Annotated in this window: 27 protein-coding genes and 1 pseudogene; 11 read left to right on the top strand and 17 right to left on the bottom strand. The window is 61.9% G+C overall.

Annotated elements, in window-relative coordinates:
• Positions 1 to 51 precede the first annotated feature (51 nt).
• Positions 52 to 1197 carry a tRNA 2-thiouridine(34) synthase MnmA gene (mnmA, locus tag AC0IPL_RS09005; RefSeq protein WP_474273755.1) on the bottom strand — a complete coding sequence of 382 codons (1146 nt, stop codon included), beginning with the start codon at positions 1195 to 1197 and terminating at the stop codon, positions 52 to 54.
• Positions 1198 to 1344: 147 nt separating this feature from the next.
• Here mnmA and sciP point away from each other — a divergent pair, with 147 nt between their 5' ends.
• From sciP to AC0IPL_RS08980, 5 genes are all read left to right on the top strand, one after another.
• Complete coding sequence (gene sciP, locus AC0IPL_RS09000; protein WP_474273753.1) at positions 1345 to 1632, top strand: CtrA inhibitor SciP; 288 nt, start codon at positions 1345 to 1347, stop codon at positions 1630 to 1632.
• A gap of 115 nt (positions 1633 to 1747) precedes the next feature.
• Positions 1748 to 2467 carry a response regulator transcription factor CtrA gene (gene ctrA / locus AC0IPL_RS08995; RefSeq protein WP_474273751.1) on the top strand — a complete coding sequence of 240 codons (720 nt, stop codon included), beginning with the start codon at positions 1748 to 1750 and terminating at the stop codon, positions 2465 to 2467.
• A gap of 183 nt (positions 2468 to 2650) precedes the next feature.
• Positions 2651 to 4903 (top strand): NAD-dependent DNA ligase LigA, encoded by a 2253-nt coding sequence (ligA, locus tag AC0IPL_RS08990; protein ID WP_474273749.1) that lies wholly within the window; start codon positions 2651 to 2653, stop codon positions 4901 to 4903.
• Positions 4900 to 6990 carry an ATP-dependent DNA helicase RecG gene (gene recG, locus AC0IPL_RS08985; protein ID WP_474273747.1) on the top strand — a complete coding sequence of 697 codons (2091 nt, stop codon included), beginning with the start codon at positions 4900 to 4902 and terminating at the stop codon, positions 6988 to 6990. The genes ligA and recG overlap by 4 nt, the downstream gene beginning before the upstream one ends.
• Positions 6991 to 7138: 148 nt before the next feature.
• Positions 7139 to 7261: a hypothetical protein gene (locus AC0IPL_RS08980; RefSeq protein ID WP_474273745.1), complete on the top strand. Its 123-nt coding sequence runs from the start codon at positions 7139 to 7141 to the stop codon at positions 7259 to 7261.
• 406 nt (positions 7262 to 7667) lie between these two features.
• On the opposite strand, the gene AC0IPL_RS08975 is transcribed toward AC0IPL_RS08980, so the two are convergent.
• A complete protein-coding gene (locus AC0IPL_RS08975; RefSeq protein ID WP_474273743.1) occupies positions 7668 to 8120 on the bottom strand; it encodes an iron-sulfur cluster assembly scaffold protein in 453 nt (150 codons plus the stop codon).
• 75 nt (positions 8121 to 8195) lie between these two features.
• Between AC0IPL_RS08975 and hisI the strand changes: the two genes are divergently transcribed.
• Positions 8196 to 8567 carry a phosphoribosyl-AMP cyclohydrolase gene (gene hisI / locus AC0IPL_RS08970; protein WP_474273741.1) on the top strand — a complete coding sequence of 124 codons (372 nt, stop codon included), beginning with the start codon at positions 8196 to 8198 and terminating at the stop codon, positions 8565 to 8567.
• 55 nt (positions 8568 to 8622) lie between these two features.
• On the opposite strand, the gene gluQRS is transcribed toward hisI, so the two are convergent.
• The 4 genes and pseudogenes from gluQRS to AC0IPL_RS08950 all read right to left on the bottom strand — a co-directional run.
• Positions 8623 to 9480 (bottom strand): tRNA glutamyl-Q(34) synthetase GluQRS, encoded by an 858-nt coding sequence (gluQRS, locus tag AC0IPL_RS08965; RefSeq protein ID WP_474273740.1) that lies wholly within the window; start codon positions 9478 to 9480, stop codon positions 8623 to 8625.
• Positions 9477 to 10091 (bottom strand): class I SAM-dependent DNA methyltransferase, encoded by a 615-nt coding sequence (locus tag AC0IPL_RS08960; RefSeq protein ID WP_474273738.1) that lies wholly within the window; start codon positions 10089 to 10091, stop codon positions 9477 to 9479. Before AC0IPL_RS08960 ends, gluQRS begins: the two co-directional genes overlap by 4 nt.
• A 34-nt stretch (positions 10092 to 10125) precedes the next feature.
• On the bottom strand, positions 10126 to 11481 hold the full coding sequence (trmFO, locus tag AC0IPL_RS08955; RefSeq protein WP_474273736.1) for a methylenetetrahydrofolate--tRNA-(uracil(54)-C(5))-methyltransferase (FADH(2)-oxidizing) TrmFO: 1356 nt from the start codon (positions 11479 to 11481) through the stop codon (positions 10126 to 10128).
• Positions 11482 to 11867: 386 nt separating this feature from the next.
• Positions 11868 to 12656 (bottom strand): annotated as a pseudogene (locus AC0IPL_RS08950) (enoyl-CoA hydratase); the annotation flags it as partial.
• Between the two features lie 55 nt (positions 12657 to 12711).
• Here AC0IPL_RS08950 and AC0IPL_RS08945 point away from each other — a divergent pair.
• Positions 12712 to 13134 (top strand): PaaI family thioesterase, encoded by a 423-nt coding sequence (locus AC0IPL_RS08945; protein ID WP_474273734.1) that lies wholly within the window; start codon positions 12712 to 12714, stop codon positions 13132 to 13134.
• On the opposite strand, the gene asd is transcribed toward AC0IPL_RS08945, so the two are convergent.
• The 4 genes from asd to AC0IPL_RS08925 form a co-directional block, all read right to left on the bottom strand.
• Positions 13131 to 14021: an archaetidylserine decarboxylase gene (gene asd / locus AC0IPL_RS08940; RefSeq protein WP_474273836.1), complete on the bottom strand. Its 891-nt coding sequence runs from the start codon at positions 14019 to 14021 to the stop codon at positions 13131 to 13133. The two genes, AC0IPL_RS08945 and asd, sit on opposite strands and share 4 nt — an antisense overlap.
• A 140-nt stretch (positions 14022 to 14161) precedes the next feature.
• Positions 14162 to 15025 (bottom strand): polyamine aminopropyltransferase, encoded by an 864-nt coding sequence (gene speE, locus AC0IPL_RS08935; protein WP_474273731.1) that lies wholly within the window; start codon positions 15023 to 15025, stop codon positions 14162 to 14164.
• A complete protein-coding gene (speD, locus tag AC0IPL_RS08930) occupies positions 15022 to 15528 on the bottom strand; it encodes an adenosylmethionine decarboxylase (protein ID WP_474273729.1) in 507 nt (168 codons plus the stop codon). The genes speE and speD overlap by 4 nt, the downstream gene beginning before the upstream one ends.
• 243 nt (positions 15529 to 15771) lie before the next feature.
• Positions 15772 to 16005 (bottom strand): DUF1127 domain-containing protein, encoded by a 234-nt coding sequence (locus tag AC0IPL_RS08925; RefSeq protein ID WP_474273727.1) that lies wholly within the window; start codon positions 16003 to 16005, stop codon positions 15772 to 15774.
• A gap of 96 nt (positions 16006 to 16101) precedes the next feature.
• On the opposite strand from AC0IPL_RS08925, the gene AC0IPL_RS08920 reads away from it, so the two are divergent.
• The 4 genes from AC0IPL_RS08920 (at position 16102) to AC0IPL_RS08905 (ending at position 19402) form a co-directional block, all read left to right on the top strand.
• A complete protein-coding gene (locus AC0IPL_RS08920) occupies positions 16102 to 17505 on the top strand; it encodes an aminotransferase-like domain-containing protein (protein ID WP_474273725.1) in 1404 nt (467 codons plus the stop codon).
• 164 nt (positions 17506 to 17669) lie between these two features.
• On the top strand, positions 17670 to 18128 hold the full coding sequence (gene rplM / locus AC0IPL_RS08915) for a 50S ribosomal protein L13 (RefSeq protein ID WP_474273723.1): 459 nt from the start codon (positions 17670 to 17672) through the stop codon (positions 18126 to 18128).
• A 5-nt stretch (positions 18129 to 18133) separates the two neighbouring features.
• Complete coding sequence (gene rpsI, locus AC0IPL_RS08910; RefSeq protein ID WP_474273721.1) at positions 18134 to 18619, top strand: 30S ribosomal protein S9; 486 nt, start codon at positions 18134 to 18136, stop codon at positions 18617 to 18619.
• A gap of 171 nt (positions 18620 to 18790) precedes the next feature.
• Positions 18791 to 19402: a CatB-related O-acetyltransferase gene (locus AC0IPL_RS08905; RefSeq protein ID WP_474273719.1), complete on the top strand. Its 612-nt coding sequence runs from the start codon at positions 18791 to 18793 to the stop codon at positions 19400 to 19402.
• Positions 19403 to 19420: 18 nt separating this feature from the next.
• On the opposite strand, the gene AC0IPL_RS08900 is transcribed toward AC0IPL_RS08905, so the two are convergent.
• The 7 genes from AC0IPL_RS08900 to AC0IPL_RS08870 form a co-directional block, all read right to left on the bottom strand.
• On the bottom strand, positions 19421 to 20038 hold the full coding sequence (locus AC0IPL_RS08900) for a TetR/AcrR family transcriptional regulator (protein ID WP_474273716.1): 618 nt from the start codon (positions 20036 to 20038) through the stop codon (positions 19421 to 19423).
• Positions 20031 to 20900: a polyphosphate kinase 2 gene (gene ppk2, locus AC0IPL_RS08895; protein ID WP_474273713.1), complete on the bottom strand. Its 870-nt coding sequence runs from the start codon at positions 20898 to 20900 to the stop codon at positions 20031 to 20033. Before ppk2 ends, AC0IPL_RS08900 begins: the two co-directional genes overlap by 8 nt.
• A gap of 116 nt (positions 20901 to 21016) precedes the next feature.
• Positions 21017 to 21934 carry a homoserine O-acetyltransferase MetA gene (metA, locus tag AC0IPL_RS08890; RefSeq protein ID WP_474273711.1) on the bottom strand — a complete coding sequence of 306 codons (918 nt, stop codon included), beginning with the start codon at positions 21932 to 21934 and terminating at the stop codon, positions 21017 to 21019.
• Between the two features lie 59 nt (positions 21935 to 21993).
• Positions 21994 to 22857 carry an ATPase gene (locus tag AC0IPL_RS08885; protein WP_474273709.1) on the bottom strand — a complete coding sequence of 288 codons (864 nt, stop codon included), beginning with the start codon at positions 22855 to 22857 and terminating at the stop codon, positions 21994 to 21996.
• Positions 22858 to 23020: 163 nt separating this feature from the next.
• On the bottom strand, positions 23021 to 24136 hold the full coding sequence (locus tag AC0IPL_RS08880; RefSeq protein WP_474273707.1) for an outer membrane protein transport protein: 1116 nt from the start codon (positions 24134 to 24136) through the stop codon (positions 23021 to 23023).
• A 106-nt stretch (positions 24137 to 24242) separates the two neighbouring features.
• Complete coding sequence (locus AC0IPL_RS08875; RefSeq protein WP_474273705.1) at positions 24243 to 25127, bottom strand: DMT family transporter; 885 nt, start codon at positions 25125 to 25127, stop codon at positions 24243 to 24245.
• 139 nt (positions 25128 to 25266) lie between these two features.
• Positions 25267 to 26775: a hypothetical protein gene (locus AC0IPL_RS08870; protein ID WP_474273703.1), complete on the bottom strand. Its 1509-nt coding sequence runs from the start codon at positions 26773 to 26775 to the stop codon at positions 25267 to 25269.
• Positions 26776 to 26799: the final 24 nt, after the last annotated feature.

The raw sequence follows: 26799 nt of genomic DNA, 5'->3' as shown, positions 1-26799 counted from the left end.
CCGCGCGTGCCGCGCGGAGGCTGCGCCTTCCTTGACAGATCGCAGAGGGCATCAGTAGCCGCGCCAGATCCAGCCGCCGCCGAAGATGCGGGAGCCTTCACTAGCATAAAACACGCAGGCCTGACCGGGGGAGACGCCTTCCTCGGGCGTCAGCAGTTCAACCTCGGCGGTAGTGTCTGTCAGCGGACGGATGATTGCCTCGCGCGGGGGGCGGGTGGAGCGGACCTTGACCTTGAGATGCCATTCGTCGCGGCTGGTGAAGGGCTCATCCCCCAACCAGTTGATCTCGCGCACGGGAATGGTGCGGGTCGCCAGCAGGTCCTTGGGACCGACCACCACCTGTTTCTTGTCCACATCCAGTTTCACCACATACAGCGGCTCCGACAGGCCACCGATGCCCAGTCCGCGGCGCTGGCCGATGGTGTAGTGAAGCACGCCCTGGTGGCGGCCCAGAACCCGGCCGTCTGCATGCACGATTTCGCCCGGCTCCGCCGCGCCGGGGCGCAGTTTTTCGATCACGCTGGCATAGTTACCGTCTGGCACAAAGCAGATATCCTGGCTGTCTGGCTTGTCCGCAACCGCCAGCCCGTATTGCGCCGCCATCTCGCGGGTGGCCTCCTTGGAGGGCAGATGCCCGAGCGGGAAGCGCAGATAGTCCAGCTGTTCGGGCGTGGTGGAGAACAGGAAGTAGCTCTGGTCGCGGTTGGCATCTTCGGCCGAATGTAGTTCAGGACCATTGGCACCCATCTTGCGCTGGATATAATGGCCGGTGGCCATGCAGTCGGCCTCCAGATCGCGGGCGGTTTCCAGCAGATCCTTGAACTTGACGCGTTCGTTGCAGCGGATACAGGGCACCGGGGTTGCACCAGCGAGATAGCTGTCGGCGAACTCGTCAATCACTGCGTCCTTAAAAATGTTCTCATAATCCAGAACATAATGCGGAAAGCCGCGCTCCTCGGCGACTCGCCTGGCGTCGTGGATGTCGATGCCCGCGCAGCAGGCGCCCTTCTTGGCCAGCGCCGCGCCATGGTCGTAGAGCTGCAGCGTCACCCCCACCACGTCATAGCCCTGATCGGCCAAATATGCAGCCACAACAGAGCTGTCGACGCCGCCGGACATGGCCACCACCACCCGGGTCTCCGAGGGGGGCTTGGCAAAGCCGAGCGAGTTCAGTTGCAGGTCTTGGTCCAGCGCCATGGGGCAGCTCCTAAAGGCAAGGGGGCAGGCGTCGCAGAATATATGAAAATCCTAAGGACTCTCAAGGGGCGTGGTTCACGCGCCATTAAGCCTGATCGGAAATTCTTGCGCCAATGTCCAATCAATAAGATCTTCGGGGGAAGACGGATGTTTTTGAAGAAAGTTGACGGGCCGCGCGCAGTGACCCTTCCGGATGGCACGATCATGACGCGGGCGGATCTGCCGCCGGAAAAAACCCGCCGCTGGGTGGCGTCGCGCAAAGCGGCGGTGGTGCGCGGGGTGCTGTACGGGTTGTTGCCCCAAAGCGAGGCGATGCGCCGCTATGGGTTGAGCGAGGAAGAATTTCGCAGCTGGGTGGCCGCGGTGGCCGACCATGGCGAAGAAGCGCTGAAAACGACACAGCTCAAAAAATTCCGCAACACGGACGCGAAATAGAAGGACGCTCTTGAGTTGAATTTATAAATTAACCATCATGGTAACGGGCCATTAACTTTTTTCCAGCAAGGTTAACGAGACCTGAGGGAAACAGTGTACAGGCGGAGAAAACAACATGCGCATTCTTTTGGTTGAGGATGATCCAACCACGGCAAAAAGCATCGAACTGATGCTGACCCACGCGAATCTGAACGTATATACGACAGATTTGGGTGAGGAAGGGATCGATCTGGCCAAGCTTTATGACTACGACCTGATCCTGCTGGATCTGGGGCTGCCGGATATGAACGGCCACGAGGTGCTGCGTCAGCTGCGCATGTCGCGGATCGAAACGCCGATCCTGATCCTGTCCGGTGCCGATGACACCGACAACAAGATCAAGGGCTTTGGCTTTGGGGCAGATGACTACCTGACCAAGCCGTTCCATCGCGAAGAACTGGTGGCACGGATCCATGCGATCATCCGTCGGTCCAAGGGCCATTCGCAGTCGATCATCAAAACTGGCAAGATTTCGGTCAACCTGGACGCCAAGACGGTGGAAACCGGCGGTAAGTCTGTGCATCTGACCGGCAAGGAATACCAGATGCTGGAGCTGCTGTCCTTGCGCAAGGGCACTACGCTCACCAAGGAAATGTTCCTGAACCACCTGTATGGCGGCATGGATGAGCCGGAGCTGAAGATCATCGACGTCTTCATCTGCAAGCTGCGCAAGAAGCTGAGCACGGCCACCGGCGGCGAGAACTACATCGAAACCGTCTGGGGCCGCGGCTATGTGCTGCGTGATCCGCAGGAGGACCAGATGGGCGGCGATCAGCGGATGGCTGTAGGCGCCTGAAAGCGTAAGGATCCCAGCGGCGCATGAGCCATGCGCCGCCGGCTGCAAAGACCTGCCCTCGGGCGGGTCTTTTTCGTTTTGGCGGAGCGGGTTCCAGCGTGTCATGCCCGCGTGCGCCACAGGTGCTGGACGTGGCTGGCGCGGCACCGTATCACCTTGGGCAAGAACCAAGAGGAACCGCGCGTGGCAGACAATCGGGAAAAAGACGTGGCAGAGCTGACAGTGGAGGAAGCCCGCGCAGAGCTTCTGGCGCTGGAGCAGCATCTGCGGGACGCAGATATCGCCTATCACCAGCAAGATGCACCGGAGATCAGCGATGCCGACTATGATTCGCTGAAACGGCGTTACCGCGATCTGGCCGCAGCGCACCCCGACCTGGCCGATCAGGCAACCCAGCTTGACAGCGTCGGCGCGCCGGTGGCCTCAGGCTTTGGCAAGGTCTCCCATGCGGTGCGCATGCTGTCCCTCGGCAATGCCTTTGACGATGACGACGTGGGCGATTTCGACCGCAGCATTCGCAAATACCTCGGTCTCGGTAATGCTGCGTCGCTGGACTACACCGCTGAACCCAAGATCGACGGTTTGTCGCTGTCTCTGCGCTACGAAGGCGGCCAACTGGTGCAGGCGGCAACCCGCGGCGATGGCAGCATTGGCGAAAACGTCACCGCCAACGCGCGTACCATCGCCGACATCCCGCAGCAGTTGAACGACGCGCCCGAGCTGCTGGAGGTGCGCGGCGAGGTCTACATGAGCCACGCGGATTTCGAGGCGTTGAACGACCGCCATGCAGAGCGCGGCGGCAAGATCTTTGCCAACCCGCGCAACGCCGCTGCCGGTTCCCTGCGCCAGCTGGATGCGGAAATTACACGCGAACGGCCCCTGCGTTTTTTTGCCTACAGCTGGGGCGAGCTGAGTGAACCGCTTGCTGACACGCAAATGAACGCCATTGCAAGGTTGAAGGCGCTCGGCTTTCAGACCAATCCGCTGACGCAGCTGTGTGCCTCGACGCAAGAGATGATCGACCATTACCGCCAGATCGAGGAGCAGCGCGCCACGCTTGGCTATGACATCGACGGCGTCGTCTACAAGGTGAACGATCTGTCGTTGCAGGGGCGGCTGGGCTTCCGTTCAACCACACCCCGTTGGGCGATTGCGCATAAGTTCCCGGCTGAGCTGGCCTGGACCCGGTTGGAGGCGATCGACATTCAGGTGGGCCGCACCGGCGCGCTCAGCCCGGTGGCGCGGTTGACGCCGGTCACGGTGGGCGGCGTGGTGGTGTCCAACGCCACTCTGCACAACGAGGATTACATCCAGGGCCGCGATTCCAAGGGTGAGGAGATCCGCGATGGCAAAGATATCCGCATCGGCGATTGGGTGCAGATTTACCGTGCCGGCGATGTGATCCCCAAAGTGGCCGACGTGGATCTCTCCAAACGGCCCGCGGACGCACATGCATTTGAGTTTCCGCAGGTTTGTCCGGAATGTGGCAGCCCGGCGGTGCGCGAGGAGGGCGACGCGGTGCGACGCTGCTCTGGCGGTATGATCTGCCCGGCGCAAGCGGTTGAAAAGCTCAAGCATTTCGTCTCCCGCGCCGCCTTTGATATCGAAGGGTTGGGAGCCAAGCAGGTGGAGCAGTTTCATGCGGATGGCTGGATCAAGGAACCTGCCGATATCTTTGATCTGCAAGCGAAATATGGCTCTGGCCTGCAACAGCTCAAGAACCGAGAGGGCTGGGGCGAAAAATCCGCAGAGAATCTCTTTGCAGCAATTGAGGAGAAGCGCACGATCCCGTTGGCCAAGCTGATCTTTGCCCTGGGCATCCGCCACGCGGGAGAGGTCGCTGGGCGCGATCTGGCGTTGCACTACCGCAGCTGGCGGGCGATGGCAGAGGCCGTCGACGTGGCCCGCCCGGCGGCGCTGGCGCATCGGGCGGCGGATCAGGCGGAGGAGGCCGAACGCATGCGCGCAGCGGATGACGGCCGCCGTGCCCGCATCGCTGAGACCCGCGCCGCCGCCGTGGCAAATTGCGACGTTCCAGCCGGGGCCGCTGCTGCCTGGGCGGATCTGATCGGGGTGGACGGCATCGGCGCGGTGCTTGGGCTGTCGCTGTCAGACGCCTTCGCCAACCCCGACGAACGCGCGGCCTTTGACCGGCTGGTGGAAAAACTGACCATTGTTGCACCGGACGCCCCGGCCGCTGACAGCCCGGTGGCGGGAAAAACCGTTGTGTTCACCGGAACGCTGGAGAAAATGACCCGCGCCGAGGCCAAGGCGCGGGCGGAGGCCCTGGGCGCCAAGGTCTCTGGCTCGGTGTCCAAGAAGACCGATATCCTCGTGGCCGGGCCCGGCGCGGGCTCCAAGGCCAAGAAGGCGGCGGAGTTGGGCATCCAGACGCTGGATGAGGACGGCTGGCTGGAGCTGATTGCAGGGGCATGAGCGGACGTCCGGAAATTCTGTTTCCGCTGTTTGCGGGGGTGGAGACCCTTCCGGGGGTTGGCCCGAAAACAGCACAGTCCTTTGCCCAGTTGGACATGGAAACGCCGCGTGACGTCTTGTTTTCCCTGCCGTATTCGGTGGTGGACCGGCGTCGGCGCAGCAGTATTCAGGGGGCTGAGCTGCCCGCGACGCTGACGGTGGAGGTCACCATCGGCCGTCACCATCCGGCCCGTAACCGCGGAGGCGCCTACCGCATTCACGTCACCGATGCGGAGGTCGAGTTCCAGCTGGTCTTCTTTCACGGCCGCAGCCGCTATCTGGAGGCGCAGCTGCCCGAAGGCAGCCGCCGCGTGGTCTCGGGCAAGGTGGAGTTGTTTGACGGGATCGCCCAGATGGTCCACCCGGACCACATGGTGCCGCTGGCCGAGGCAGACAGCATTCCCGAGTTCGAGCCGGTTCATCACCTGACCCATGGGGTCACGCAAAAAACAATGTTTAAGGCGGCGCAGGGCGCATTGGACCGGGTACCGCCACTGGCAGAGTGGATCGACCCGGCGCAGCTCACACGCGAAGGCTGGCCGCAATGGCGGGCGGCCATCGCCTCTGCCCACGCGCCGCAGGGCGGCGACGATCTCTTGCCCGAAGCCCCCGCGCGGGCGCGGCTGGCGTATGACGAGCTGTTTGCGCACCAGCTGACCCTGGCGCTGGCCCGCCAGAAGGAGCGCAAGACGCGTGGCCTGCAAAGCCTGGCCACCGGCCGTCTGCAATCAAAGGTGTTGGCGGCGCTGCCCTATAGACCCACCAACGCGCAGGCCCGCGCGATCGAAGAGATCACTGCCGATATGGCCGCGGGCAAACGGATGAACCGCCTGCTGCAAGGCGATGTCGGCGCTGGAAAAACTTTGGTTGCTTTCATGGCATTGCTGGTCGCTGTTGAAGCGGGCGGACAGGGTGTCATGATGGCCCCCACCGGAATTCTGGCCCAGCAGCATCTGGAGGGGCTGGCGCCCTTGGCCGAGGATGCCGGCGTGGTGATCGAGATTCTGACAGGCCGCGACAAGGGGGCCGAGCGAAAGGCGAAGCTGGCTGCGCTGGCGCGCGGTGACATTCAAATTCTGGTCGGAACCCATGCGGTGTTTCAGCAGGATGTGGCGTTTTGCGACCTGCGCCTGGCGATCGTTGACGAGCAGCACCGCTTTGGCGTGCGCCAGCGGATGGAACTGGCAGAAAAGGGCAAGGGCGCTGACGTGCTTGTGATGACCGCGACGCCGATCCCACGCTCGCTGGCGCTGGCGCAGTATGGCGACATGGACGTCTCTGTGCTGGATCAAAAGCCGCCGGGACGCAAGCCGGTCAAAACGGCCGTCATCAGCACTGATCGCATGCAGGAGGTGGTAGATCACCTGCGCAAGGCGATTGCCGAGGGCCGTCAATGCTACTGGGTCTGTCCCCTGGTGGATGAGAGCGAGCTGAGTGACCTGACCGCTGCGGAGGAACGCTTCAAGCACCTGCGTGCAATTCTGGGCGAAGGCATGGTCGGCCTGGTGCACGGTCAGATGCCGCCCACGGAGAAAGACGCGGCGATGGCGGCGTTTCAGGCGGGCGAGACCAAGGTGCTGGTCGCGACCACGGTTATCGAAGTGGGGGTGAACGTGCCCAATGCCTCGATCATGGTGATCGAGCGCGCGGAGATCTTTGGTCTGGCACAGCTGCACCAGCTGCGCGGCCGGGTCGGGCGCGGCAACGCCCAGTCGACTTGTCTGCTGATGTATCAGCCGCCGCTGACCGAAGGCGGGCGCAAGCGCTTGGAAGTGCTGCGCGAAACCGAGGACGGGTTTCGCATCTCCGAGACCGACCTGCAGATGCGCGGAGCCGGCGACATGATCGGCACCGCGCAATCCGGCCTGCCGCGATTCCGCATTGCTGATCTGGAACGGCAGGCGGGGCTGATGGCGGTGGCCCAAAGCGATGCCAGGGCGTTGTTGGCTGCCGATCCGCATCTGAAAAGCGAGCGCGGCAAAGCGGCGCGGGTTCTGTTGTGGCTGATGAAACAGGATCAGGCAATCCGTTTGATCACAGTGGGTTAGGCGGGTTTTTAGACAATCCTAGAGGCCGACGTTCCTGTGTGTTCGCAAATGTTCTCAAAAAGTTCTTTACAGGCGGAGCTGAAAATGAGAACAAAGGGGCAACAAACTTGCCAAAGAGCGAACAGACAGACTGGAGGAGGCTCGCGCCATGATTTCACAGATCAAATCCACGATTGAAAACGCCCATTCCACGCTTTTGCAGGATGCCATCGGTGCGGCCTCGTTGTTGGTGATGCTGGTCGCGGCGCTGCACCTGCCGGGGGTGTTCTGAGCCCCGCCGCCGAGCAGAGCCGTAGCGCGCCACGCAGGCGACGGTTTGGCTGAACTGAAATTCCTGATTGCATCTGCGGTGCCGGGCTGGCCCTGATCCTGTCCCGGATTGCCTGGGGGTCACCTGCCTGTCCCGATCCCCGCCTGGATTGCCTCAAGATCCTGCCGGGCCTGCCCGGATCCCGCACCGCAGAGCTTCACTGCCGCCGCCATCTGCCCGGATGTGCGGCGGTTTTTTTGACGGGATGCGCGGTGAGATGCCAAAGATGTCTTCGCCCGCCGGTATCCACATGCACAGTCCTGAGCCCATGTATTGAGGCTGGTGCGGCAAGCGGAAAGCCATACCAAAGGACGATCGGGGCGTAAGCGTTCTGACGTTCAGAACGCTGGGATTAGCGCGCGACTGGTCAGGCGCATTGTGCCTTCGTGGCGGTCTTCATCGCCTCCAGCGTCGCCTCCAGCGCCAGCAGGATCGAGGCATGACGGTTCTTGAAGTCCCGCGCAGGCTGCAACACCTCCAGCGCGTCAAAGGGCGCGTCGGGAACCGGGCCGCCTTGCGTCAGCATCGCCTTGAGCTGGTCACGGGCGGCTTCCACCTCTTCCAGGGAACGGCCGATCACATGGGCGCCAACCACGGCCGCTGCGGCCTGACCCAGGGCGCAGGCTTTGACGTCCTGGCCAAAACCGCTGATCCGCCCGTTCGCGACATCGACATCCACGGTCACCGTCGAGCCGCACAGTGGCGAGCGTTTCTTGACCGTTGCATCCGGTGCGTCCAACCGCTGCAGGTGCGGGATATCCGCGGCCAGGGCCAGAATGCGGGTGGAATAGAGTTTGATCAGATCGCTTTCGCCAGACATCGATACCGGGCTTTCCCTGCTTGGTTGTTCCCCATACATAGGGAGCCGATCCACAGATGCAAAAGGTTTTTGACCATGTCCCGTGCCGCCCGCTTTGATGCTGACAGTCTGATTTACAACGACGCCGGGCTGATCCCCTGCATCGCCCAGGATGAAACCTCGGGCGAGGTGCTGATGATGGCGTGGATGAATGCCGATGCGGTGACCCGCACCCTGGAGACAGGCCGGGTGACCTATTGGTCGCGCTCGCGCCAGTCTTTCTGGATCAAAGGCGAAAGCTCTGGCCATGTGCAGGAACTGGTGGAACTGCGACTGGATTGTGACCGCGACTGCCTGCTGGCGGTGGTGCGCCAGACCGGGGCGGCCTGCCACACCAACCGGCGGACCTGTTTTTACACCGCGGTGCGGGAAGGCGAGGAAGTCGAGCTGATGAAGCCGATGGACTGATCACCGACGCTGAAGGAACGACCGGTGGGCCGTGCCTCTGGCGGGGATGTTTTCATCAAGAGGAAGGCGGCAGCCCGACCATTTCGCGAACCTGCTGCGGGCTGAGGCCTTCGGCGCGGTATTTGGCAATGGCGCGAGCGTCGTCGCGTTTGGCCAGCCGCTTTCCGGTCTCATCGCGGATCAGGCGGTGGTGGTGATAGACGGGTGTTGGCAGGCCCAGCAGGCTTTGCAGCAGGACATGAATCTGGGTGGCCTCGAACAGGTCGGCACCGCGCACGACGTGGGTTATGCCCTGGTCGGCGTCATCCACCACCACCGACAGGTGGTAGGAGCTGCCCATGCAGCGGCGCACCAGGATGATGTCGCCCACGGCTGAGAACAGCTGCTCCGGCTCAAGCCGGTGGGTGCCGTGAAATTCCGGGCCGCTTTCGTGGAAACTGCGCAGATCCGCGGCTGCAATCGCCTTTGTCATATTAAGACGGATCACGTCCTGAGCTGATGCGTCCGACATGGGGCGGCCGCGGCAGGTGCCGGGATAGATCCGACCGTCAGGTCCAAACTGCGGCACGCCTTCCTGTGGTGCGCCGGCTGCGGCCTCAATGTCGGCGCGGTTGCATCGGCAGGGGTAGGTGAGCCCCATTGCGGTGAGCCGTTCCAGTGCCGCGCGGTAGTGCGGCAGGCGGTCGGACTGGCGCATCACGGGCCGCGGCCAGCTGAGGCCGAGCCAGGCCAGATCCTCGTAGATCTGCGCCTCCCAGGCGGGGCGGGCGCGGGATTGGTCGATATCCTCGATCCGCAGCAGGACGCAGCCGCCGTTGGCCCGCGCCATGTCCTGCGCCAGCAGCGCGGAATAAGCGTGGCCTAAATGCAGTGGTCCGGTTGGTGATGGCGCGAAGCGAGTGGTGAATGTCACGCTTTTTCAATTACGTATACGGTAGATTTCAGGTTGATGCCCGGCAGGTGGTCACCGTAGTCCCGAAATAGCAGCCGCGCTGCGGAACAGTCCAGCCAATCATTCAGCTTGCCGGTATAGGCGCGGTCTTCCAGCGCGTGATCGTTGTAGGAAAACGCAAACAGGCCGCCGCGGTCCAGCCCGCGCATGACCAGGTCAAAGGTGGTAGGCGGCGCCGCCCCCTTGCTGAGCAAGCCGCAGCCGACGATGGCGCGATAGGTGCCGGGTGCCACTGGTGCCTTGTCGCTGATGTCCAGCTGGCGCAGCTTGCGATAGGCGCCTTTGGCGCGGGCCAACTCTAGCATCTCGGACGAGGGGTCCAGCCCGTCGATCACGTGGAAACCGGCAGCGCGCAGCGCAAGCCCGGATAGCCCCGTGCCGCACCCAAAGTCGAGGATGGGGCTTTGCATGTCAGGCAGATGCTTCTTCAGAGCAGAGGCGATCCGTCCCGGCGTTGCATAGCCGTTCTCGGCGATCTCCGCGTCATAAGAGGCGGCCCAGTTGTCATAATGGCTGCGGATCGCCTCGGGGCTGTCCAGAGAATAGGACTTTTCGAGAAACTTGTCGCTCATGCATCTGATCCTAGACCTGCGAAGGGTGCAGCGTCTAGGAAAAGTTGCCAAGCCACTCTTGCCAGACCAGTTTCGCGCGGTCGGTATAGGCCTTGTAGCGGTCCTTGCGGCCGCGGCGGCCACCCTTTAGCCCGTCCACGGGGCGAAACAGGCCGAAGTTCACGTTCATCGGCTGAAAGGTTTTCGCCTCAGCGCCGCCGGTGATGTGATGGATCAGTGCGCCCATGGCGCTGTCCTGCGGCACCTCGGGCAGCTCCTGTCCCAAGATCTCGGCTGCCGCCATGCGGCCCGCCAGCAAACCCATGGCGGCACTTTCGACGTAACCTTCGACGCCGGTGATCTGCCCGGCAAATCGGATGTTGGGCCGCGATTTTAGCCGCATCTGCGAATCCAGCAGGGTGGGTGAATTCAGGAATGTGTTGCGGTGGATGCCACCCAACCGGGCAAAGCTGGCGTTTTCCAGGCCGGGGATCATCCGGAACACCTCTGTCTGGGCGCCGTATTTCATCTTGGTCTGGAAGCCGACGATATTATAGAGCGTCCCCAGCGCATTGTCGCGGCGCAGCTGCACCACCGCCCAGGCTTTTTCGTCCGGTTTATGCGGGTTGGTCAGGCCGACCGGCTTCATCGGGCCGTGGCGCAGGGTCTCGCGGCCGCGTTCAGCCATCACCTCGATCGGCAGGCAGCCGTCAAAATAGCCTGCCGTCTCGCCTTCATGAAATTCGGTCTTGTCGGCGGCCAGCAGCGCGTCGATGAAGGCCTCATACTGGTCCTTGGTCATCGGGCAGTTAAGGTAGGCGGTGCGCTCTTCCTCTGTCTCGCCCTTGTCATAGCGGGACTGCATCCAGGCCTGCGACATGTCGATGGACTCGGCGTAGACGATTGGCGCGATGGCATCAAAGAACGCCAGCGCTTCGGCCCCGGTTTCGGCCTGAATGGCCTGTCCCAATTCGGGAGAGGTCAGCGGCCCGGTGGCAAAAATCCAGTGGCCGTCGACGGGCAGGTCGGTCACTTCCTCATAAGACACGGTGATGTTGGGGTGTGCCGTCAGCTTGGCGGTGACGGTTTCGGCAAAGGGGTCGCGGTCCACGGCTAGTGCGCCACCAGCGGGCAGGCGGTGTTCATCCGCAGTGGCCATGATGAGGCCGCCCGCGGCGCGCATTTCCCAGTGCAGCAGCCCAACGGCGTTTTGTTCATCATCGTCAGACCGGAAGGAGTTGGAGCAGACCATTTCGCCCAGGTTGCCGGTCTGATGGGCAAAGGTTTCCACCTTGGGGCGCATTTCGTGGATCACCACGGATACGCCCATGTTTGCCGCCTGCCAGGCGGCTTCGGACCCGGCCATGCCGCCGCCCACGATATGCAATGTCTGTGCCGAATGATCTGTCATGATCCGCCACATAGGGCAGGGCGCAGGGGCGTGCAATAGGTTTGGCAGGTGCAGCAGGCGTCATGACGCTGCCGCCGTTCCGTTACACCGCGGGCAGGGCGGGCCGTTTGGAGGTGCTGTGTCATGGGGGGAGGAATTTGGGGCCGCCGCTGCGGGAATAGGTACACCGGTGAGAGAGAACCGGTTGGAGGGACCCTTCCGCAGCAGCAGCCCAAATTGTGCAGACCGGCTGGCCTTGCCCAATCTTTGCCATCTTTCCGCCTAAATTGAAAGGCGATTGGCTGGCTTCTTATGGAAACAATAAGTTGCGATTGGTAAACAAAGCCTAAAAATTTCCGAAAGATTTCGGAAAAAGTCTGTAAAAATCCGGCGACGGTTCCGCCGGGTCAGTCCTGCCAGTCGGGCGCACGCTTTTCGACGAAGGCCGCCATGCCTTCGATGGTGTCGTGGTGCATCAGGTTTTCGACGATCACGTTGCTGGTATAGGCATAGGCCTGATCCAGCGGCAGTTGCAGCTGCTGATAGAACGCCTCCTTGCCGATCTTGACGGCGGAACCCAGTTTGCTGGCGATGGTTTCGGCCATGCGAGTGGTGTCCGCCTCCAGATCCGCCAGCGGCACGGCGCGGTTGACCAGTCCCAGCTCCGCTGCGCGGGTGGCGGTGATGAACTCGCCGGTGGTCAGAAGCTCAAACGCCTGTTTGCGCGGGATGTTGCGCGACAGTGCCACCATCGGGGTGGAGCAGAACAACCCGATGTTCACCCCGTTGACGCCAAATTTGGTGTCGTCCGCGGCCAGCGCCAGATCGCAACTGGCCACCATCTGACAGCCCGCGGCCGTGGCGATGCCGTGAACCTGAGCAATCACCACTTGTGGCAGGGATTGCAGCCCCATCATTACATCGGTGCAGCGGGTAAACAGATCCTCGAAATATCCCTGCCCACCGTCTGCGGCCGCGCGCCCCGCGGTCATCTGTTTGATGTCATGGCCGGCACAGAACCCCTTGCCCGCGCCGGTCAGAACCACGACCCGGATGCTGCGGTCAGCACGCAAGGTGTCGATCTGGGTCTGGAGCGCGGCCAGCATTTCATCTGACAGGGCGTTCAGCCGCTCGGGTGCGTTCAGAGTCAACCGGGCAATTCGCCCTGTGTCGCAACGTTCCAGAATTGCCATCTTGCTCTCCTCTTCCGGCTTGCCGAAACTCTAGGCGGACACAGACGAAAGGAAAAGCATGGCGCTTGCATTTGATGTCGCGGGGCTGACGCAGTACCTGCATGAGATCTTTCCACAGGTCCGGGACGATTTCGCGATTGAGGCCATGGACGGGCAGACCCTGCGAATGCGGCTGCTGACCGGTGAACGTCACCTGCGCCCCGGTGGCACGGTGTCGGGCCCGTCGATGTTCGCGCTGGCCGATTGCGCGGTCTATGCGCTGATCCTGTCACGGCTGGGGCCAGAGGCGCTGGCGGTGACCACCAATTGCAGCATTGATTTCATGCGCAAACCGGCGGCCGAAACCGACATGATCGCCGAGGCGCGGCTGCTCAAGCTGGGGCGGGTGCTGGCGGTGGCCGATGTGCTGATGTATTCCGAAGGGCAGGACACGCCGGTGGCGCGGGCCTCGATGACCTATTCGATCCCGCCAAAGCGTTAGATCGCAGTTGCCAGCGGCTGTCCCAGTTTTACCAGCGTTTCCCGGCCCTTGGCGCTGTTTTCGACCAGATCATCGGCAAGGCGCACTTTGCCTGGTTCAAACACGACCACCACGGTGGAGCCGCCGAATTTGAAGTAGCCCTTTTCCTCCATCTTCCGCACCGCGCCGGATGTGCGGGTGTTGACGATGGAGCCGACGCCAAAGGCGCCGACCTCTACAAAGCAGTAGCTGCCGATCGTGTCGGTCTCGATGAGAGTCCAGCTGCGCTTGTTCTCGCCAAAGACGTCCGGCCCCGCGCCCAGGGCAATCGGGTTCACCGAGTGCAGTGCGCCGTCGATGTCACGGGTTTCCGCTATGCGGCCGTCGGTGGGAAAGTGGTAGCGGTGGTAATCCGCCGGACACAGACGCACGATCGCCAGTGCACCGCCGACAAAGCGGTCGGCAATGCCCGGCAGCATGGTGCGCACCGACATGGGGTGGCCCTTTACCGGGACAAACACATCCTCGTCCAGCTCCGGGAACACCAGAACGCGCCCGTCGGCAGGGGAGACCACGTCGCGTGGATCCGCGCTGTAAGGGCGGACCTCGGGTTTAAGGTGGCGGATGAAAAAGTCGTTGAAGCAGGTGAAACTGTCGGTGGGCGCGGAGGCCTCCTCCATGTCGATGGACAGCTGCTCAATCACCTTGCGGATCTTGGCGCGGGACAGGCGGCTGTCGAACCATGCGCCCATCACGCGGCTGATCAGCGTCGAGCGGAACAGCAGTTTTTCGACGGGCCGTGCGCTGGCGTTCTGATAGGCCCAGCGGATCCACTTTTCGCCCAGCACCGCCTCTTCAAAGGTTTCGCCGGTGACGCGGTCGACCACAAGGATGGGCTGGTGCTGCATGAAATCCGCCATGTCTGGTTGTGCTGTCGCTGCGCCTAGCAAAACCCGGCGCGCAGGCCAAGGGCTGTTCTCGGCGGCGATGCTGCGGCACATGAAAAAAGGGGGCCGTGCCCCCCTGTCTCGCTGTGCTGCATTACCCCTTAAGGGAACAGCTTTTTCACATAGTTCGGCAAGGCAAAGGCGGCCTTGTGGACCTCGGGGTTGTAATATTCCGTCTCGATCCCGGCGGAGGCGAAACGGGTCTCCAGAACTTCCAGGCTGACGCTTCGCGCCGTGGTCGAATGGCTGCCCCAGCCAAAGGCCATCGGCCCGCCCGCATAGGTCGGGATGGTCGCCAGATAGCACGACGCATCCGCAAACAGCGCCTGAAACGCCCGGAGGGTGCCGGTCAGCTCATCGCCCTGCATGAACGGCACGCCGTTTTGTGTCACGATGATGCCATCCTCAGTCAGCGCGCGGGCGGCATGGCCATAGAATGTATCGGTGAACAGCACCTCGCCCGGCCCGATCGGGTCGGTGGAATCGACGATGATGACGTCGAACTTGTCGGTGGTCTCTTTCATGAACAGCGCACCGTCGTTGATCACCAGATTCAGACGGGGATCCTCAAAGGCGCCATCGCTGAGCATCGGCAGATACTCTTTCGAGAAATCCACCACACCGGCGTCGATTTCCACCATGGTGACATGCTCAACCGAGGTGTGGCGCAGAGCCGCGCGGGCCATGCCGCCGTCGCCGCCGCCGATGATCAGCACCCGTTTTGCTGCGCCATGCGCCAGGATCGGCACATGGGTCAGCATCTCGTGATAGATAAAGTTGTCGCCTTCGGTGGTCTGTACCACGTCGTCCAGCGTCAGGATGCGACCGAACTGGCCGTTCTGAAACACCTTCAGGCGCTGATGCTCGGTGTTGCTGTCATACAGCATCTCATCTACGCGCAGCGACTGCGCGTAGTGATCGTGCAGACGTTCGGTCATCCACTGCGATGTGCCGGTGTCGCTCATGCCGCGACCTCCTTGGCGATCAGCTCCTCACCGCGCAGCAGTTCACGCACTTCGACCATATCGGTGGCAAAGGCCTGCTTCAGCACGTCAACAGCGTTCCACGGTTCGGCATCGCCGCACATGAACACGTCAAAGGCGCCATAGCCGATTTCAGGCCAAGTGTGGACCGAGATGTGGCTTTCGGCCAGCACTGCCACGCCGGACACGCCTTGCGGCGAAAACTTGTGCGTGTGGATGTGCAACAAGGTGGCCCCGCAGACCTCGACCATGCGGCGGAAGGCGTTCTGGATACGCTCCTCGCAGTCCAGGCCGGTGCCTTTCATAACTTCGATGATCAGGTGGGTGCCGGCAAATACCTTGCCGTTCTTGCGGATAAAGTGATCCTCGCGGTCGCTGTCGACCAGAGAATCAGCAATTGTCGCGGTTACACCGCGGGCGGTATCTTCCTCATGGGCGCCTGTCTCCAGACCGATCCCCAGTTGGAAGAGGTTGGCGTCCGTCATGACACTCCCCTTCGTTCCAGTAGATGACAATCCAGCCGGCCCTTAGCGCCCCCCCGGATAAGAGTCCGGGGTTGGGATCGGTACCGAAAGTGAGGCGGCGTTTAGGCTGCATGGCAGATTCGATCAACACCTAATTTCGGCCATCCCGCCCGGCGCATGCCTGCCTGTCGCCAGACGCAGCCGAGCCAAGAAAAAAAGGCCGGGGCGAACCCCGGCCATAAGGCTGTTCCTTTGCCCAGGGGATCACGGGCGCCAGAACGGAAGAGTGGCTTCATGGTGGGCGTCCTCGCGGCTCAGCCCGATGTCTTTCAGATGCGCGTCGCCCAGATGTTTCAGCTGTCGGCGGCTGCGCTGGCGCAGGCTCCACTTGGTCAGCATCACGGCAAGGGACACGGCCCATTGTGCCAGAACCGGCAATGCGCGGCGGCCGGCCAGGTAGGACATGTTCGACTGTGCTGTGTTCAGATGCTGTGCCATGGGGCGTTCCTTGCTATTGTATTGGTACAATCCTGTTGATTTGTCGTGGTGTTCTGATACAAAAAAGCGACACACTTTGTCCAAGGAACGATTGTAATGGGTACAATTTGGCCGCCCAGTTTGGGTGACAGCAAGGGTCCGAAGTACAAAAAGGTTGCGGATACAATTCGTTCCGCGGTTCAGACCGGAAATCTGACGGCTGGTACAAAACTGCCTCCGGTGCGAGAACTTGCGTATCAACTTGGGATCACCCCGGGCACCGTGGCCCGGGCTTATACCATTCTGACGGACGAAGGCGTTCTGGAGGCCGAGGTCGGCCGCGGCACCTTTGTCGCACAGGGCAAAACGCCGGTGCAGGATGACGTATGGTCGCGGCAGTTGCATCTGCTGGAAGCCAGGGATCCCGGCCATGTCAGCCTGTTCAGCCCGCGCATCGCTGACATGGGGCAGGTGGACGCTGTGCGCAAGGCCCTACGCCAAGCCTCTGAATGTGCGCCGGAAAAGCTGCTGAACTACCCCACCCGCGACGCCTATCGCCCGGTGCGCGAGGTGGTCGCAAACTGGCTGGCGCTGTCACCGGTTGGGCCGGTAAGCGAACATGACGTGGTGCTGACCCACGGCGGGCAGAACGGGCTGATGGTGGTGCTACAGGCCATCCTCAAGGGACCGCAACCGGTCATCATGGTCGAGGATCTGACCTATGCGGGCTTTCGCCGCGCGGCTGAGCTGTTGCGGGCGCAGGTGGTCGGGGTGGCCATGGACGCGCAAGGACTCCGCCCCGACTCAATGGAGCTGGCCATCCGCAAGAGTGGTGCCACGGTGCTGTGTACCAGTCCCGAGGTTCACAACCCCACCGGCCAGTTCACCCCCTTGGCGCGCCGCAAGCAGATCGTCGAAATCGCCCGTCGACACGGGGTGCAGATCATCGAGGACGACTGTTACCGCCTGGGCGAGTCGCGCGCGCCCAGCTACCGCGCCCTGGCGCCAGAGCTGGCCTGGCATGTCTCCTCAATCTCCAAGAGCCTGACGCCCGCGTTGCGCGTTGGCTTTGCCCTGGCACCGGAAGGGCGCGCCTCAGATCTGCGTCGGGTGGCGGAGTACGGCTATTTCGGCCTCGCCCAGCCCCTGGCAGAGATGACGCGCATTCTGCTGAGCGACCCGCGGCTGCCAGAGCTGATGGCGGCCGTGCGCGGTGAGATGGCGCGCTACGTTCGGGTGGCGGTCAACGTGCTGGGGGCCTTTGATTTGACCTGGAACCCCGATGTGCCCTTTGTATGGCTACAGCTTCCGGCCGGCTGGCGCTCTGCCGCCTTTACCCGCGCCGCGGAGGCGCAGGGGGTGCAGATCCGGTCTGCGGATGAATTCGCCCTGCGGGACGGCCGTGCGCCACATGCGGTGCGCATCGCCATCAATGCCCATGTGCCGCTGAAACGATTTGAAGACGCCATGCTGCGGCTTCGGGCGCTGCTCGACAATCCGCCCGAGCAGATTAGCGTCTAGGGTGGGGTATTATTATACCTAATTTGTAAGTACCTGATAATAATGTTTTATTTATCAATCACGTCTGTTGACCTGGTTTGTGGATGGCCGTAAATACCCCCCATCGCATTCAGGCGCTTCCCGTCTCGGGATTATGCCTTCACGACAAACAGGATTGACCTGCCATGAAAACCTTCTCTGCTACTCCGGCAGATATCGAGAAGAAGTGGATCCTGATCGACGCCGAGGGCGTTGTTCTGGGCCGTCTTGCCTCGATTGTTGCCATGCGCCTGCGTGGCAAGCACAAGCCGTCCTTCACTCCGAACATGGATATGGGCGACAACGTCATCATCATCAACGCCGACAAGGTGCAGATGACCGGCAAGAAGCGCGAAGAGCACTTCTACTGGCACACTGGCCACCCGGGCGGCATCAAGTCGCGCACCAAACAGGAGATCCTGGAAGGTGCCCACCCGGAGCGCGTTGTGTTCCAGGCCGTCAAGCGCATGCTGCCCGGCAACCGTCTGGCCCGACAGCAGATGACCAACCTGCGTATCTATGCCGGTGCCGAGCACCCGCATGAAGCCCAGGCCCCCGAAGTTCTGGACGTCAAGTCCATGAACAAGAAAAACACCCGGAGCTGATATCGATGGCTGATCAGATCAACACTCTCGAAGAGCTCGCAGCTGCAACCGGTGTGGAAGCAGTGGCCGAAGAAACCATCACGCGTGAGCCGGTTCGTGACGAACTGGGCCGTGCCTATGCCACCGGCAAGCGTAAAGACGCTGTTGCCCGTGTCTGGATCAAGCCGGGTTCCGGCAAGGTCGAAGTGAACGGTTTGGAAATCAACAAGTACTTTGCCCGTCCGGTGCTGCAGATGATCCTGCGCCAGCCGTTCCAGGTTGCCGGTGTGGAAGGCGAATTCGACGTCTATGCCACCGTCAAGGGCGGCGGCCTGTCCGGTCAGGCCGGTGCGGTCAAGCACGGTATTTCCAAGGCGCTGCAGCTGTATGATCCCGCCCTGCGCGGCGCGCTGAAAGCAGCAGGCTTCCTGACCCGCGACAGCCGTGTCGTGGAACGTAAGAAATACGGTAAGGCCAAAGCCCGCCGTTCGTTCCAGTTCTCCAAGCGTTAAGTCGCGGCGAGACAGGTTTTGGAAAGGCCCGCCATCCCGGCGGGCCTTTTTGCGTTTCTGGGGTGGAATGGGCTGCCCAGGGCGCTCGTTGGAATTTTCAGGGTTCTTTTAGAAAGTTTGCCTAAACTGGAGCTGTCGTTTTCAGTCAACGGGCAAGGGCGGACCCTCAAAATGGTATCAGTAGACAGTTTCAAGACGGCGCCGATCGGCGACGGTATTCTGGAAATCGGCCGCTTTACCCATGGCTATGAAGATATGGCCATCCGCGGCCAAGGCGGTGGCACCAATGTCACCATCGGGTCGTTCTGTGTGATTGGTCCGGGGGTGCAGGTTCTTATGGATGCGGCGCCGCAAACCGACCGGCTGACCGCCTTTCCCTTTGGCGCCGCCTTTCCCGACGAACTGGGCGGCGTGGATGAGCATCCGGCTTTGCCACGTAGCGGCGATGTGGTGATCGGCAATGATGTGTCGATCGGCGCAAATGCAACCCTGCTGGCTGGCGTGACAATCGGCGATGGCGCCGTGATCGATCCAAACGCAACCGTATCCTCGGACGTCGGCGCCTATGAGGTCTGGGCGGGAAATCCGGCGCAACTGGTCCGCAAACGTTTTGAAGATACGATCTGCGCGCAGCTGCAACGGCTGCGGTGGTGGGATTTGCCGCTGCCATTGATCCGGCAGATGGCGCCGTTGCTGACCGCACCACCCACGGCGGAGATGATTGAGGGGCTGCAAGACATCGTCAGCGATCTGGTGACATTCAGCGATGATGCGGTTGCCTGAGCGGGGCAGGCACCGGTCTCAGCTGTCAGGATCGATCAGCCCCAACCCGCGCAGGTAGATGCCGATGCCGCTCTCTAGCAGATCTTCGGCCGGAAACGGCGAGGCCGCGCCTGGGGAGTTGCGGGCATAAAGCTCTACCACCCCGTGGCTCATCGCCAGCACATGTGCCGAAAACATCGAAGCGGGGGGGCGTTTCTCGGCCGGGATATGCTGGCTGAGGTCCGCAGCCGCGCGTTCCAGGATGGCCCGTGCGCGGGCGGCGGCATCGGCCAGCTCTGGTGTGCGGTTCACCGAAATGCCGCTTTCAAACATCGCGATGTAATGGCCCGGATGCTTGCGGGCAAAGGCGAGATAGGCCCGACCCGTGGCCTCGAACGCCGCCAGCGCAGAGGGCTGATACTTGTCATAGGCGTGCTGCATCAGATCGGCAAACATGACATAGCCCTGTCGCCCGGCCTCTGCGATCAGGTCTTCGCGCCCCTTGAAATGGCGGTAAACGGCGGCTGGGGTCACGCCTGCCTGCTTGGCCGCCTCCGACAGGGTGAACCCGGTCGGACCCTTGGCCTCGATCAGTTTCAGCGCGGCCTCGACCAGCGCCTGACGCAGATTGCCGTGATGATAGCCGCGTTTAGGCATCCCAGATGTCCGGGCCGCCGCAGATTTTGGGATCCGGTGCGCCGACGCGCTGATGATCCTTGTTGTCATAATCGATGCCTGCCAGAACCCGCCGGATCACCGCCAGCCGGGCGCGGCGTTTATCGTCGGAGCGCACCACCGTCCAGGGCGCCTCGGCGCTGTGGCTGCGCGCGAATGTCTCAGAGATGGCGGCGCTGTAGTCGTGCCATTTTTCCAAGCCCTGCACGTCGATTGGGCTCAGCTTCCATTGCTTCAGAGGGTCGGATTCGCGGTCCAGAAAGCGCCGCAGCTGTTCGGCGCGGCCGACATTCAGCCAGATCTTGAACAACAGGATGCCATCCTCGGCCAAGGCCCGTTCAAAATCCGGCACCTGGTGGAAGAAATGTTCGCGTTGCTCGTCGGTGCAAAAGCCAAAGACCTTTTCCACCACTCCGCGGTTGTACCAGCTGCGATCAAACAGGGTAATCTGGCCGCCAGCGGGCAAATGCTGCACATAGCGCTGGAAATACCACTGGCTCTGCTCCGCCGCGCTGGGTTTGGTCAGGGCCACCACACCGGCACTACGCGGGTTCAGATGCTCGCGGAAGCGTTTGATGGTTCCGCCCTTGCCAGCCGCATCGCGCCCCTCGAACAGGATCGCCACGCGTGCGCCACTGCGCCGTACCCAGTCCTGCAGCTTGACCAATTCGATCTGCAGCTCTTCGAGCTCACGCTCATAGGTCTTGCGTTTCATTCGCTCCCGGTAAGGGTAGCTGGGGTTCAGGATCTCCTCCTTGTCGGCAGTCTTGATCGCCTTGCTAATCTCTTTCGGCGCGCCGGTCTCGAAGAAGCGGCTGATGGCACCGTCGTATGGCAACTTCATATGCAAAACACCTCTGTCCTCAACCCGTTATTTGGGAAGGCAGTATGGAATGTTAAACGCCTTAACGCAATTGATGGCGGTGGCGTGTCGCGCGGCGCAGTGGCATCGGGGCCCCTTTAGGTGCCGATCCGGTCCAGCTCATACGGGGTGGTCTGGTAGATCTCGTTGATCCAGTTGCCATAGAGCAGATGTGCATGGCTGCGCCAACGGTTCTGCGGTTGACGACTGGGGTCGTCCTGCGGGTAATAATTGCCCGGCACGTTGATCGTGGTGCCATTTTCCACGTCGCGGTCGTATTCCTGCTTCAGCGTGTCATTGTCATATTCGAAATGGTTGAACACATAGAGCGCGCGGTGCGCCTTGTCCTCGACCAGGCAGGGGCCGACCTCTTCGCTGCCCAGCAGGGTGGTCAGCCCTGGCACGGCGTCGATTTCGGCCTGCTTCATCTCTGTCCAGCGGCTGACCGGCACCACAAAATCATCCGAAAACCCGCGCAGATAGGGCGAAGCAGGGGCCAGGTTCTGATGCCGGAAACAGCCGAACGCCTTGTGCTCCAGCATGTGTTTCTTCACGCCGTGGAAGTGGTTGATCATCGCCATGCCGCCCCAGCAGACGCCAAAGGTGGAATGCACATTGGTCTGGGTCCAGGCAAACACCTCGCGCATCTCGTCCCAATAGGTGACATCAGTGAATTCCAGATGCTCGATCGGAGCGCCGGTGATGATCAGCCCGTCGAATTTCTGGTCCTTCACCTCCTGAAAGGGGCGATAGAATTCGGCCATATGCTCCGCCGCGGTGTTCTTGGTGCGGTGCTCGCTCATGCGGATCAGGCTCAGCTCGATCTGCAAGGGCGTGGCGCCAATCAGCCGGGCAAACTGGTTCTCGGTCTGGATCTTCTTGGGCATCAGGTTCAGCAGCCCGATGCGCAGCGCGCGAATGTCCTGACGTGCCGCCTGATCCGGTGACATGACCATGACGCCTTCGTTCGTCAGAACGTCATAGGCGGGGAGGTCTGCGGGGATCTTGATGGGCATGTCACTGTCCTGAGTTGCGGATGGGTGTGCGATATAGCGGAATTTGACAGATAGGCGACCTAGCTGCGGGCCTCAAGAGCACTGGCGATCAAATCGGTGAAACCGGCCTCGTCCCGCACGGCAGAGATCTGGTCGGCCGTCACCGTGACGCCCCAGTTTTCGGCCATAGCCTGATAGCGCGGCTGGCGGTGCGCCAACGCCTGGGCATAGGTCCAGCGGATGAATGCATCGGGATCCACATCAGCCTCAGCTACCCCATGTTCCTTGAGATATTCTTGCCAGACACGATCAAGGAACTGCGGCTGATAGGACATGGGCTTGGGCGCGCGGTCAAAGCGGCGCACCAGTTCGGCCGTGTGCGCCTCGCTACCCTTGATCCAGACCATCAGCGTGTGTTTGGCGAGCTCCTTCAGGATCGGGTCGTCAGGGTTGCTGGCATCCACCCATTCGCAGATCGACCCGCCGGTATCGCAGATGAAATTGTCATAGCCATAAAGCTGCTGCGCGCGGGTCTGGAAATACTGGGTGTCCAGCAGGGCGCGGATTTCCGCGACGCGGAACTGTTCCTGTCGGCGCCGGTATTCCTCCATTGCCAGCCCACCCTTGGCGCTGTCTCCGGGCTTGCCCAGATAGGCGGCCACCGGCGTCAGGTTCTCAAAGGTGATATTGGAGCCGATGTAGATCGAATCCGACAGCAACAGATCGCGCAGGAAGGGCACTTTCATCGCCTCCGCCTTGGCGTTGTCAGCGATGTATTCCCCCATGTAGCGCGTGCCGATGCGGTAATCGATGGAATAGTGAAACCAGCTGCCCGCGCCGCGCAGGATGTTGCTGACATAGGTTTTGCCAAGCCCGGACATGCCAAAGAACAGCACCCGTTTGTTGGGCGCGTCGCGCCAGTCCTGTGCGGAAGAATAAAGCATCGCAGTCTCAAGTCGCTGAAAGTGTCAGGCCTTGCTAATCGGCTGCGCGGGCGCGGTCAATTCCATGTGCGCCCGGCGCGCAGGCGGGGAGGGGCGCAAGCCAAGAAAACCCCGCCTCCGGGACGGGGGCGGGGGTGGTTGGTTGGTGCGGGTCTTGTGCGGCTTAGAAGTGGTAGCCGATCTTGACGCCAATGCTCAGCGCATCGTTGTTCTGGAAGTTGGCGACCGGGGTGCCGCCGGGCGCGGCGACCGCATCGCCCAGATCCGTGTAGCGGATGCCCGCAGAGATGGTCATCTGGTCCTGCTTGTACTGCACGCCAAGACGGATCGCCTCATACCCGTGGGTCGGGGCCAGCGGCGACACCAGATCATCGCCATCGACGTCGGCGTAGATCAGCGCCAGCGAGCCGGACCAGTTCTCGTTGAACTTGCGCCCGACGCCCAGCGTGTAGGTGACGGAATCATCCAGATCGATCAGATCGCGGTTCAGGGTGCCCGGCACCAGGTCGGTGACACTGTGCTCGGCCCAGCGGATGTTGGCAAAGGCCAGCGTGTCGGCGGCAATGCCGGTCTGGAAGTCCAGGTTCACGGACTGCGGGGTCTTGGTCTTGGTCGTGGTGGTGGAGTTTGCGGCCGGGAAGCCGGCAAAGGTCTCGTTCAGAGTGAAATCATGCTCGATCTCGGAGCTGTAGGTCAGCGCCGCGCGCAGCGCGATTTCGGGGATCTCATAGGCGACACCGGCCACCCAGCCAAAGGCGCCGTCCTTGTTCACGACAACATTGTAGGTGCCGCCCGGAACGGCGCCGTAAGCCGCGCCCGCCAGGTTGATGGCGCCGTCGATCTCCTGATAGCGGATGCCGCCGTGGACGCTGAAACGCTCGTTGAACTTGTAGCGCAGCAAGGCGGTCAGCGCTTTGGAATCCGCCTGCGCGGAGGTGCCGCCCAACAGTGCGGAGCCGCCCACAGGATAGTTTACGTCCACGCCCCAGGGTTGATCGAAAACCAGAGCAAAGGACAGCTGCTCGTTGATGTCGCGCTTGTAGCCGGCGCCGAACATGTTGAACCGGTCGCCCACATCACCCGAGGCGGAGCCCGCCGGGTTCAGGTTGGTGCGGTCATTGCCGGTCAGATCCACCGAGGTGGTCGCGGCGGAAAACTCGACGTAGGAGCCTTCCTCAAAGATGATGCCAATGGGTTGGCCGGTGCGGTCCAGGCCGCTGGCCATTGCACCGCCCGAAATCAGCGCCAGCGCGGCCGACGTTGCAAGATAGCGTTTCATTGTTCCTCCCTCAGAAAAAGCCGTCCTGCGGCTTCTTGTCATGAAACCGTAACCGGCAGCATTTTAGCAAATCAATGTTAACGGAGCGGAAACTTGCTGAATTAGATCAGCTGACGGGGGTTGGCCGCGGCTTTGGCGCAACGATGTTGAGATAATTTGCCACGCAGATGACAGCTGCGCCGCCCAGCACCCACAGGTCCAGCGCCTCGCCGTAGATCACCATGCCCAGCACGGCGATGGCGGGCAGTCGGGCGAAATCCACCGGCACCACCACGCTGGCCGGAGCCAGAGACAGGGCCGTGGTCAGGCAGAAATGCGCGGTCAGCCCGGCAATGCCGATCAGTACCAGCCAGGGCAGCGTCGCGGCGGCGGGCAGCGCTATGTCGCCGTCCCAGCCAGCCGTCAGCAGCCCCATGGCCAATTGCATGGCAGTCAACCACAGCAGGATTGATGCGGTGGGTTCCAGCCGGGTCAGCCGTTTGGTCAGGATCGCTGTAAGGGCAAAGAAAATGGCACAGGACGCCGCCGCCAGGATGCCGGTATTCACGCTGTCCGGGCTGGGGCGCGCCACGATCAGGATGCCCGTAAAGCCAAGCACAACCGCCAGCATCCGCCGCCGGGTCAGCGCCTCACCCAGCAGCAGCGGCGACAGGATGATGACCCACAGCGGCGCAGTGAACTCCAGCGCGAATACCTGCGCCAGGGGCACCAGTGTTACCGCCAGAAACCACAGGTTCTGACCGGTAAAGTGGCAGGCATTGCGCAACAGATGCACCCCCAGCCGTGCCCGGCTGACCTGATGCCAGCGCCCGGTGACCGTCAGCACCGTCGCCACGATGAGCACGCCCACCAGGCTGCGGTAGGTCATGATCTCGAAGGTATCCAGCGTCAGCCCGGCTTCGCGCCCAGCAATCGCCATGGCGGAAAAGGAAACGATCGCCCCCAGCATCCACAACGCGGCCAGCCCCGCGCGCGCCTCTGCCTGTTCCATGATTGCCCTCTTTGCATTCTGGCGGTCAGAGAGGGGTAAATTCGCGCCGGGGTCAAGAACGCAACACCCCGGCCGTGCTTCGCAGCGGCCGGGGTGCAGGTGGTTGTGCCGCCGCAGCAGCTGCTGCAGCCGGTGATTCTCAGGCGGCAGCGGCCGCCTTCAGGCCGGGGGCGGCAAGGGATTTGCCCGAACCGATATAAGCCGACGCCAAGGCCACCGGATCAAAGTTCAGCCGGTCCAGGAGGGTGCGGATCTCATTCGTCAGCGCCTCGGTGACCTCATTTGTGTTGTGGGTGGCGTTTTTCTTGGGTGGCAAAACCGGTTCGGCCTCATGCCCCAGCGCAGCCAACAACTGCGCCGCCCCGTCGGGTTTGGTCGCGTCCTCCAGGCGGGCCTCGACAAAGGTGATGCGGTCACTGAATTTCAGCGCGTAATAGGCATAACGTGTCTCCATCTCCAGCGCGTACCAGATCGCCCAGCCGATCTGCCCCAACTGGCGGAACATCTGGGGATTCACGATGTTGTTGGCGTAGCTCATATCCAGATACCATTGCCAGGGGATGGTGATGTTCTGGAAATCATTGCGGCCTACGTAGCTGGCGCATTGCTTGGCCAGATCGCGGCGCAGGATGATGACAGTGCTGCGGTCGGCGATATCACTTGCGGCCAACGCCTCGATCAGGCCGCATTTGCCTAGCGTATGATTGGATTCGGCGTAAGGTGCCTGCAATGCGGCCAGCTTGTTCTGCCAGAAGGCCTGCATCTTGCCGTCCATGCCCAGAGAATTGAACCGCCGCATATGGCTGATTTCCGGCATCTGGGTGCCAAAATCCAGTACGCCCAGCGGCTCGTGGACCGATTTCACTGCCAGGTTGTCGCCCAGAAACTGCGCCAGCCAGGCCGTGCCGGTGCGTCCGGCCGACAGGGTAAAGATGAAATCGGTCTTCCGCTCGCGGGGCGCGACCGCCTGGGCCGGGACGATCTGCGGTTTCTGATAGTCAAATTTTTCGATCTCCGCGGCGCAGTGTTCGGCCACGATGTCCGCAGCGGCGGGAAAACGCGAATAGAGCGTTGCCGGATCGGCCCCCTCGCGCGGGCGCAGCGCGCCCTTGGCCCGCAAGCTGGAGAAACGCTCCCACAGCCCTGCGATCCCGAGTGCCGAAATGCCCTCTTCCAGATGTTCGTAGCGAAGATAGACATCCACTGCCGCGTCGCCCTCCAACGGGGCAATGGCGCAGTTCTCTGTGAGCAGGTGGGGATACCTTTGCACGAAGTCGCCAAAACTGGTGGTCGCGGCAATGGCCCTTTCCCAGTAGTAGCGTGAAATGGCGGCATCGAAGGGATCGCGCCATATCGTGACCTTGGTGTAGCTGTCCCAGATCTCTTGAGGAATCAGCGCCTTGGCCTGATCTGCCGGGATGTGGTTGAAAAACTGTGCCTCGGTCTCGGTCCCGTCGGGCCAGATCTGCGTTTGATGGTTTTGCGGGCCGGGGTAACCCAGGCTTGCGCGGGTCTGCTCATCGGCGCCGGAAATCGGAGTGATGACGCTGCTTGCATCGCAGAAACTTGACAGAGCAATCTCAAAAGATGTGCCGCCGACCTTCTTGGTCTTGATAAAGATCAGCTTCAACGGGTGGCAAATGATCATTGGGTTCTCCAAACCGGCCGTGTT

It is taken from the genome of Leisingera sp. SA32 (assembly GCF_056033425.1).
The sequence above is the reverse complement of the archived record's forward strand: the minus strand, read 5'-3'. Positions and strand labels throughout refer to the sequence as shown.

Excerpts from the sequence above, each read along its gene's own strand:
- mnmA (WP_474273755.1), bottom strand. The coding sequence starts at position 1,197 with ATGGCGCTGGACCAAGACCTGCAACTGAACTCGCTCGGCTTTGCCAAG.
- sciP (WP_474273753.1), top strand. The coding sequence starts at position 1,345 with ATGTTTTTGAAGAAAGTTGACGGGCCGCGCGCAGTGACCCTTCCGGAT.
- ctrA (WP_474273751.1), top strand. The coding sequence starts at position 1,748 with ATGCGCATTCTTTTGGTTGAGGATGATCCAACCACGGCAAAAAGCATC.
- recG (WP_474273747.1), top strand. The coding sequence starts at position 4,900 with ATGAGCGGACGTCCGGAAATTCTGTTTCCGCTGTTTGCGGGGGTGGAG.
- AC0IPL_RS08980 (WP_474273745.1), top strand. The coding sequence starts at position 7,139 with ATGATTTCACAGATCAAATCCACGATTGAAAACGCCCATTCCACGCTT.
- AC0IPL_RS08975 (WP_474273743.1), bottom strand. The coding sequence starts at position 8,120 with ATGTCTGGCGAAAGCGATCTGATCAAACTCTATTCCACCCGCATTCTG.
- hisI (WP_474273741.1), top strand. The coding sequence starts at position 8,196 with ATGTCCCGTGCCGCCCGCTTTGATGCTGACAGTCTGATTTACAACGAC.
- AC0IPL_RS08960 (WP_474273738.1), bottom strand. The coding sequence starts at position 10,091 with ATGAGCGACAAGTTTCTCGAAAAGTCCTATTCTCTGGACAGCCCCGAG.
- trmFO (WP_474273736.1), bottom strand. The coding sequence starts at position 11,481 with ATGACAGATCATTCGGCACAGACATTGCATATCGTGGGCGGCGGCATG.
- AC0IPL_RS08945 (WP_474273734.1), top strand. The coding sequence starts at position 12,712 with ATGGCGCTTGCATTTGATGTCGCGGGGCTGACGCAGTACCTGCATGAG.
- asd (WP_474273836.1), bottom strand. The coding sequence starts at position 14,021 with ATGCAGCACCAGCCCATCCTTGTGGTCGACCGCGTCACCGGCGAAACC.
- speE (WP_474273731.1), bottom strand. The coding sequence starts at position 15,025 with ATGAGCGACACCGGCACATCGCAGTGGATGACCGAACGTCTGCACGAT.
- speD (WP_474273729.1), bottom strand. The coding sequence starts at position 15,528 with ATGACGGACGCCAACCTCTTCCAACTGGGGATCGGTCTGGAGACAGGC.
- AC0IPL_RS08925 (WP_474273727.1), bottom strand. The coding sequence starts at position 16,005 with ATGGCACAGCATCTGAACACAGCACAGTCGAACATGTCCTACCTGGCC.
- AC0IPL_RS08920 (WP_474273725.1), top strand. The coding sequence starts at position 16,102 with ATGGGTACAATTTGGCCGCCCAGTTTGGGTGACAGCAAGGGTCCGAAG.
- rplM (WP_474273723.1), top strand. The coding sequence starts at position 17,670 with ATGAAAACCTTCTCTGCTACTCCGGCAGATATCGAGAAGAAGTGGATC.
- rpsI (WP_474273721.1), top strand. The coding sequence starts at position 18,134 with ATGGCTGATCAGATCAACACTCTCGAAGAGCTCGCAGCTGCAACCGGT.
- AC0IPL_RS08905 (WP_474273719.1), top strand. The coding sequence starts at position 18,791 with ATGGTATCAGTAGACAGTTTCAAGACGGCGCCGATCGGCGACGGTATT.
- AC0IPL_RS08900 (WP_474273716.1), bottom strand. The coding sequence starts at position 20,038 with ATGCCTAAACGCGGCTATCATCACGGCAATCTGCGTCAGGCGCTGGTC.
- ppk2 (WP_474273713.1), bottom strand. The coding sequence starts at position 20,900 with ATGAAGTTGCCATACGACGGTGCCATCAGCCGCTTCTTCGAGACCGGC.
- metA (WP_474273711.1), bottom strand. The coding sequence starts at position 21,934 with ATGCCCATCAAGATCCCCGCAGACCTCCCCGCCTATGACGTTCTGACG.
- AC0IPL_RS08885 (WP_474273709.1), bottom strand. The coding sequence starts at position 22,857 with ATGCTTTATTCTTCCGCACAGGACTGGCGCGACGCGCCCAACAAACGG.
- AC0IPL_RS08880 (WP_474273707.1), bottom strand. The coding sequence starts at position 24,136 with ATGAAACGCTATCTTGCAACGTCGGCCGCGCTGGCGCTGATTTCGGGC.
- AC0IPL_RS08875 (WP_474273705.1), bottom strand. The coding sequence starts at position 25,127 with ATGGAACAGGCAGAGGCGCGCGCGGGGCTGGCCGCGTTGTGGATGCTG.
- AC0IPL_RS08870 (WP_474273703.1), bottom strand. The coding sequence starts at position 26,775 with ATGATCATTTGCCACCCGTTGAAGCTGATCTTTATCAAGACCAAGAAG.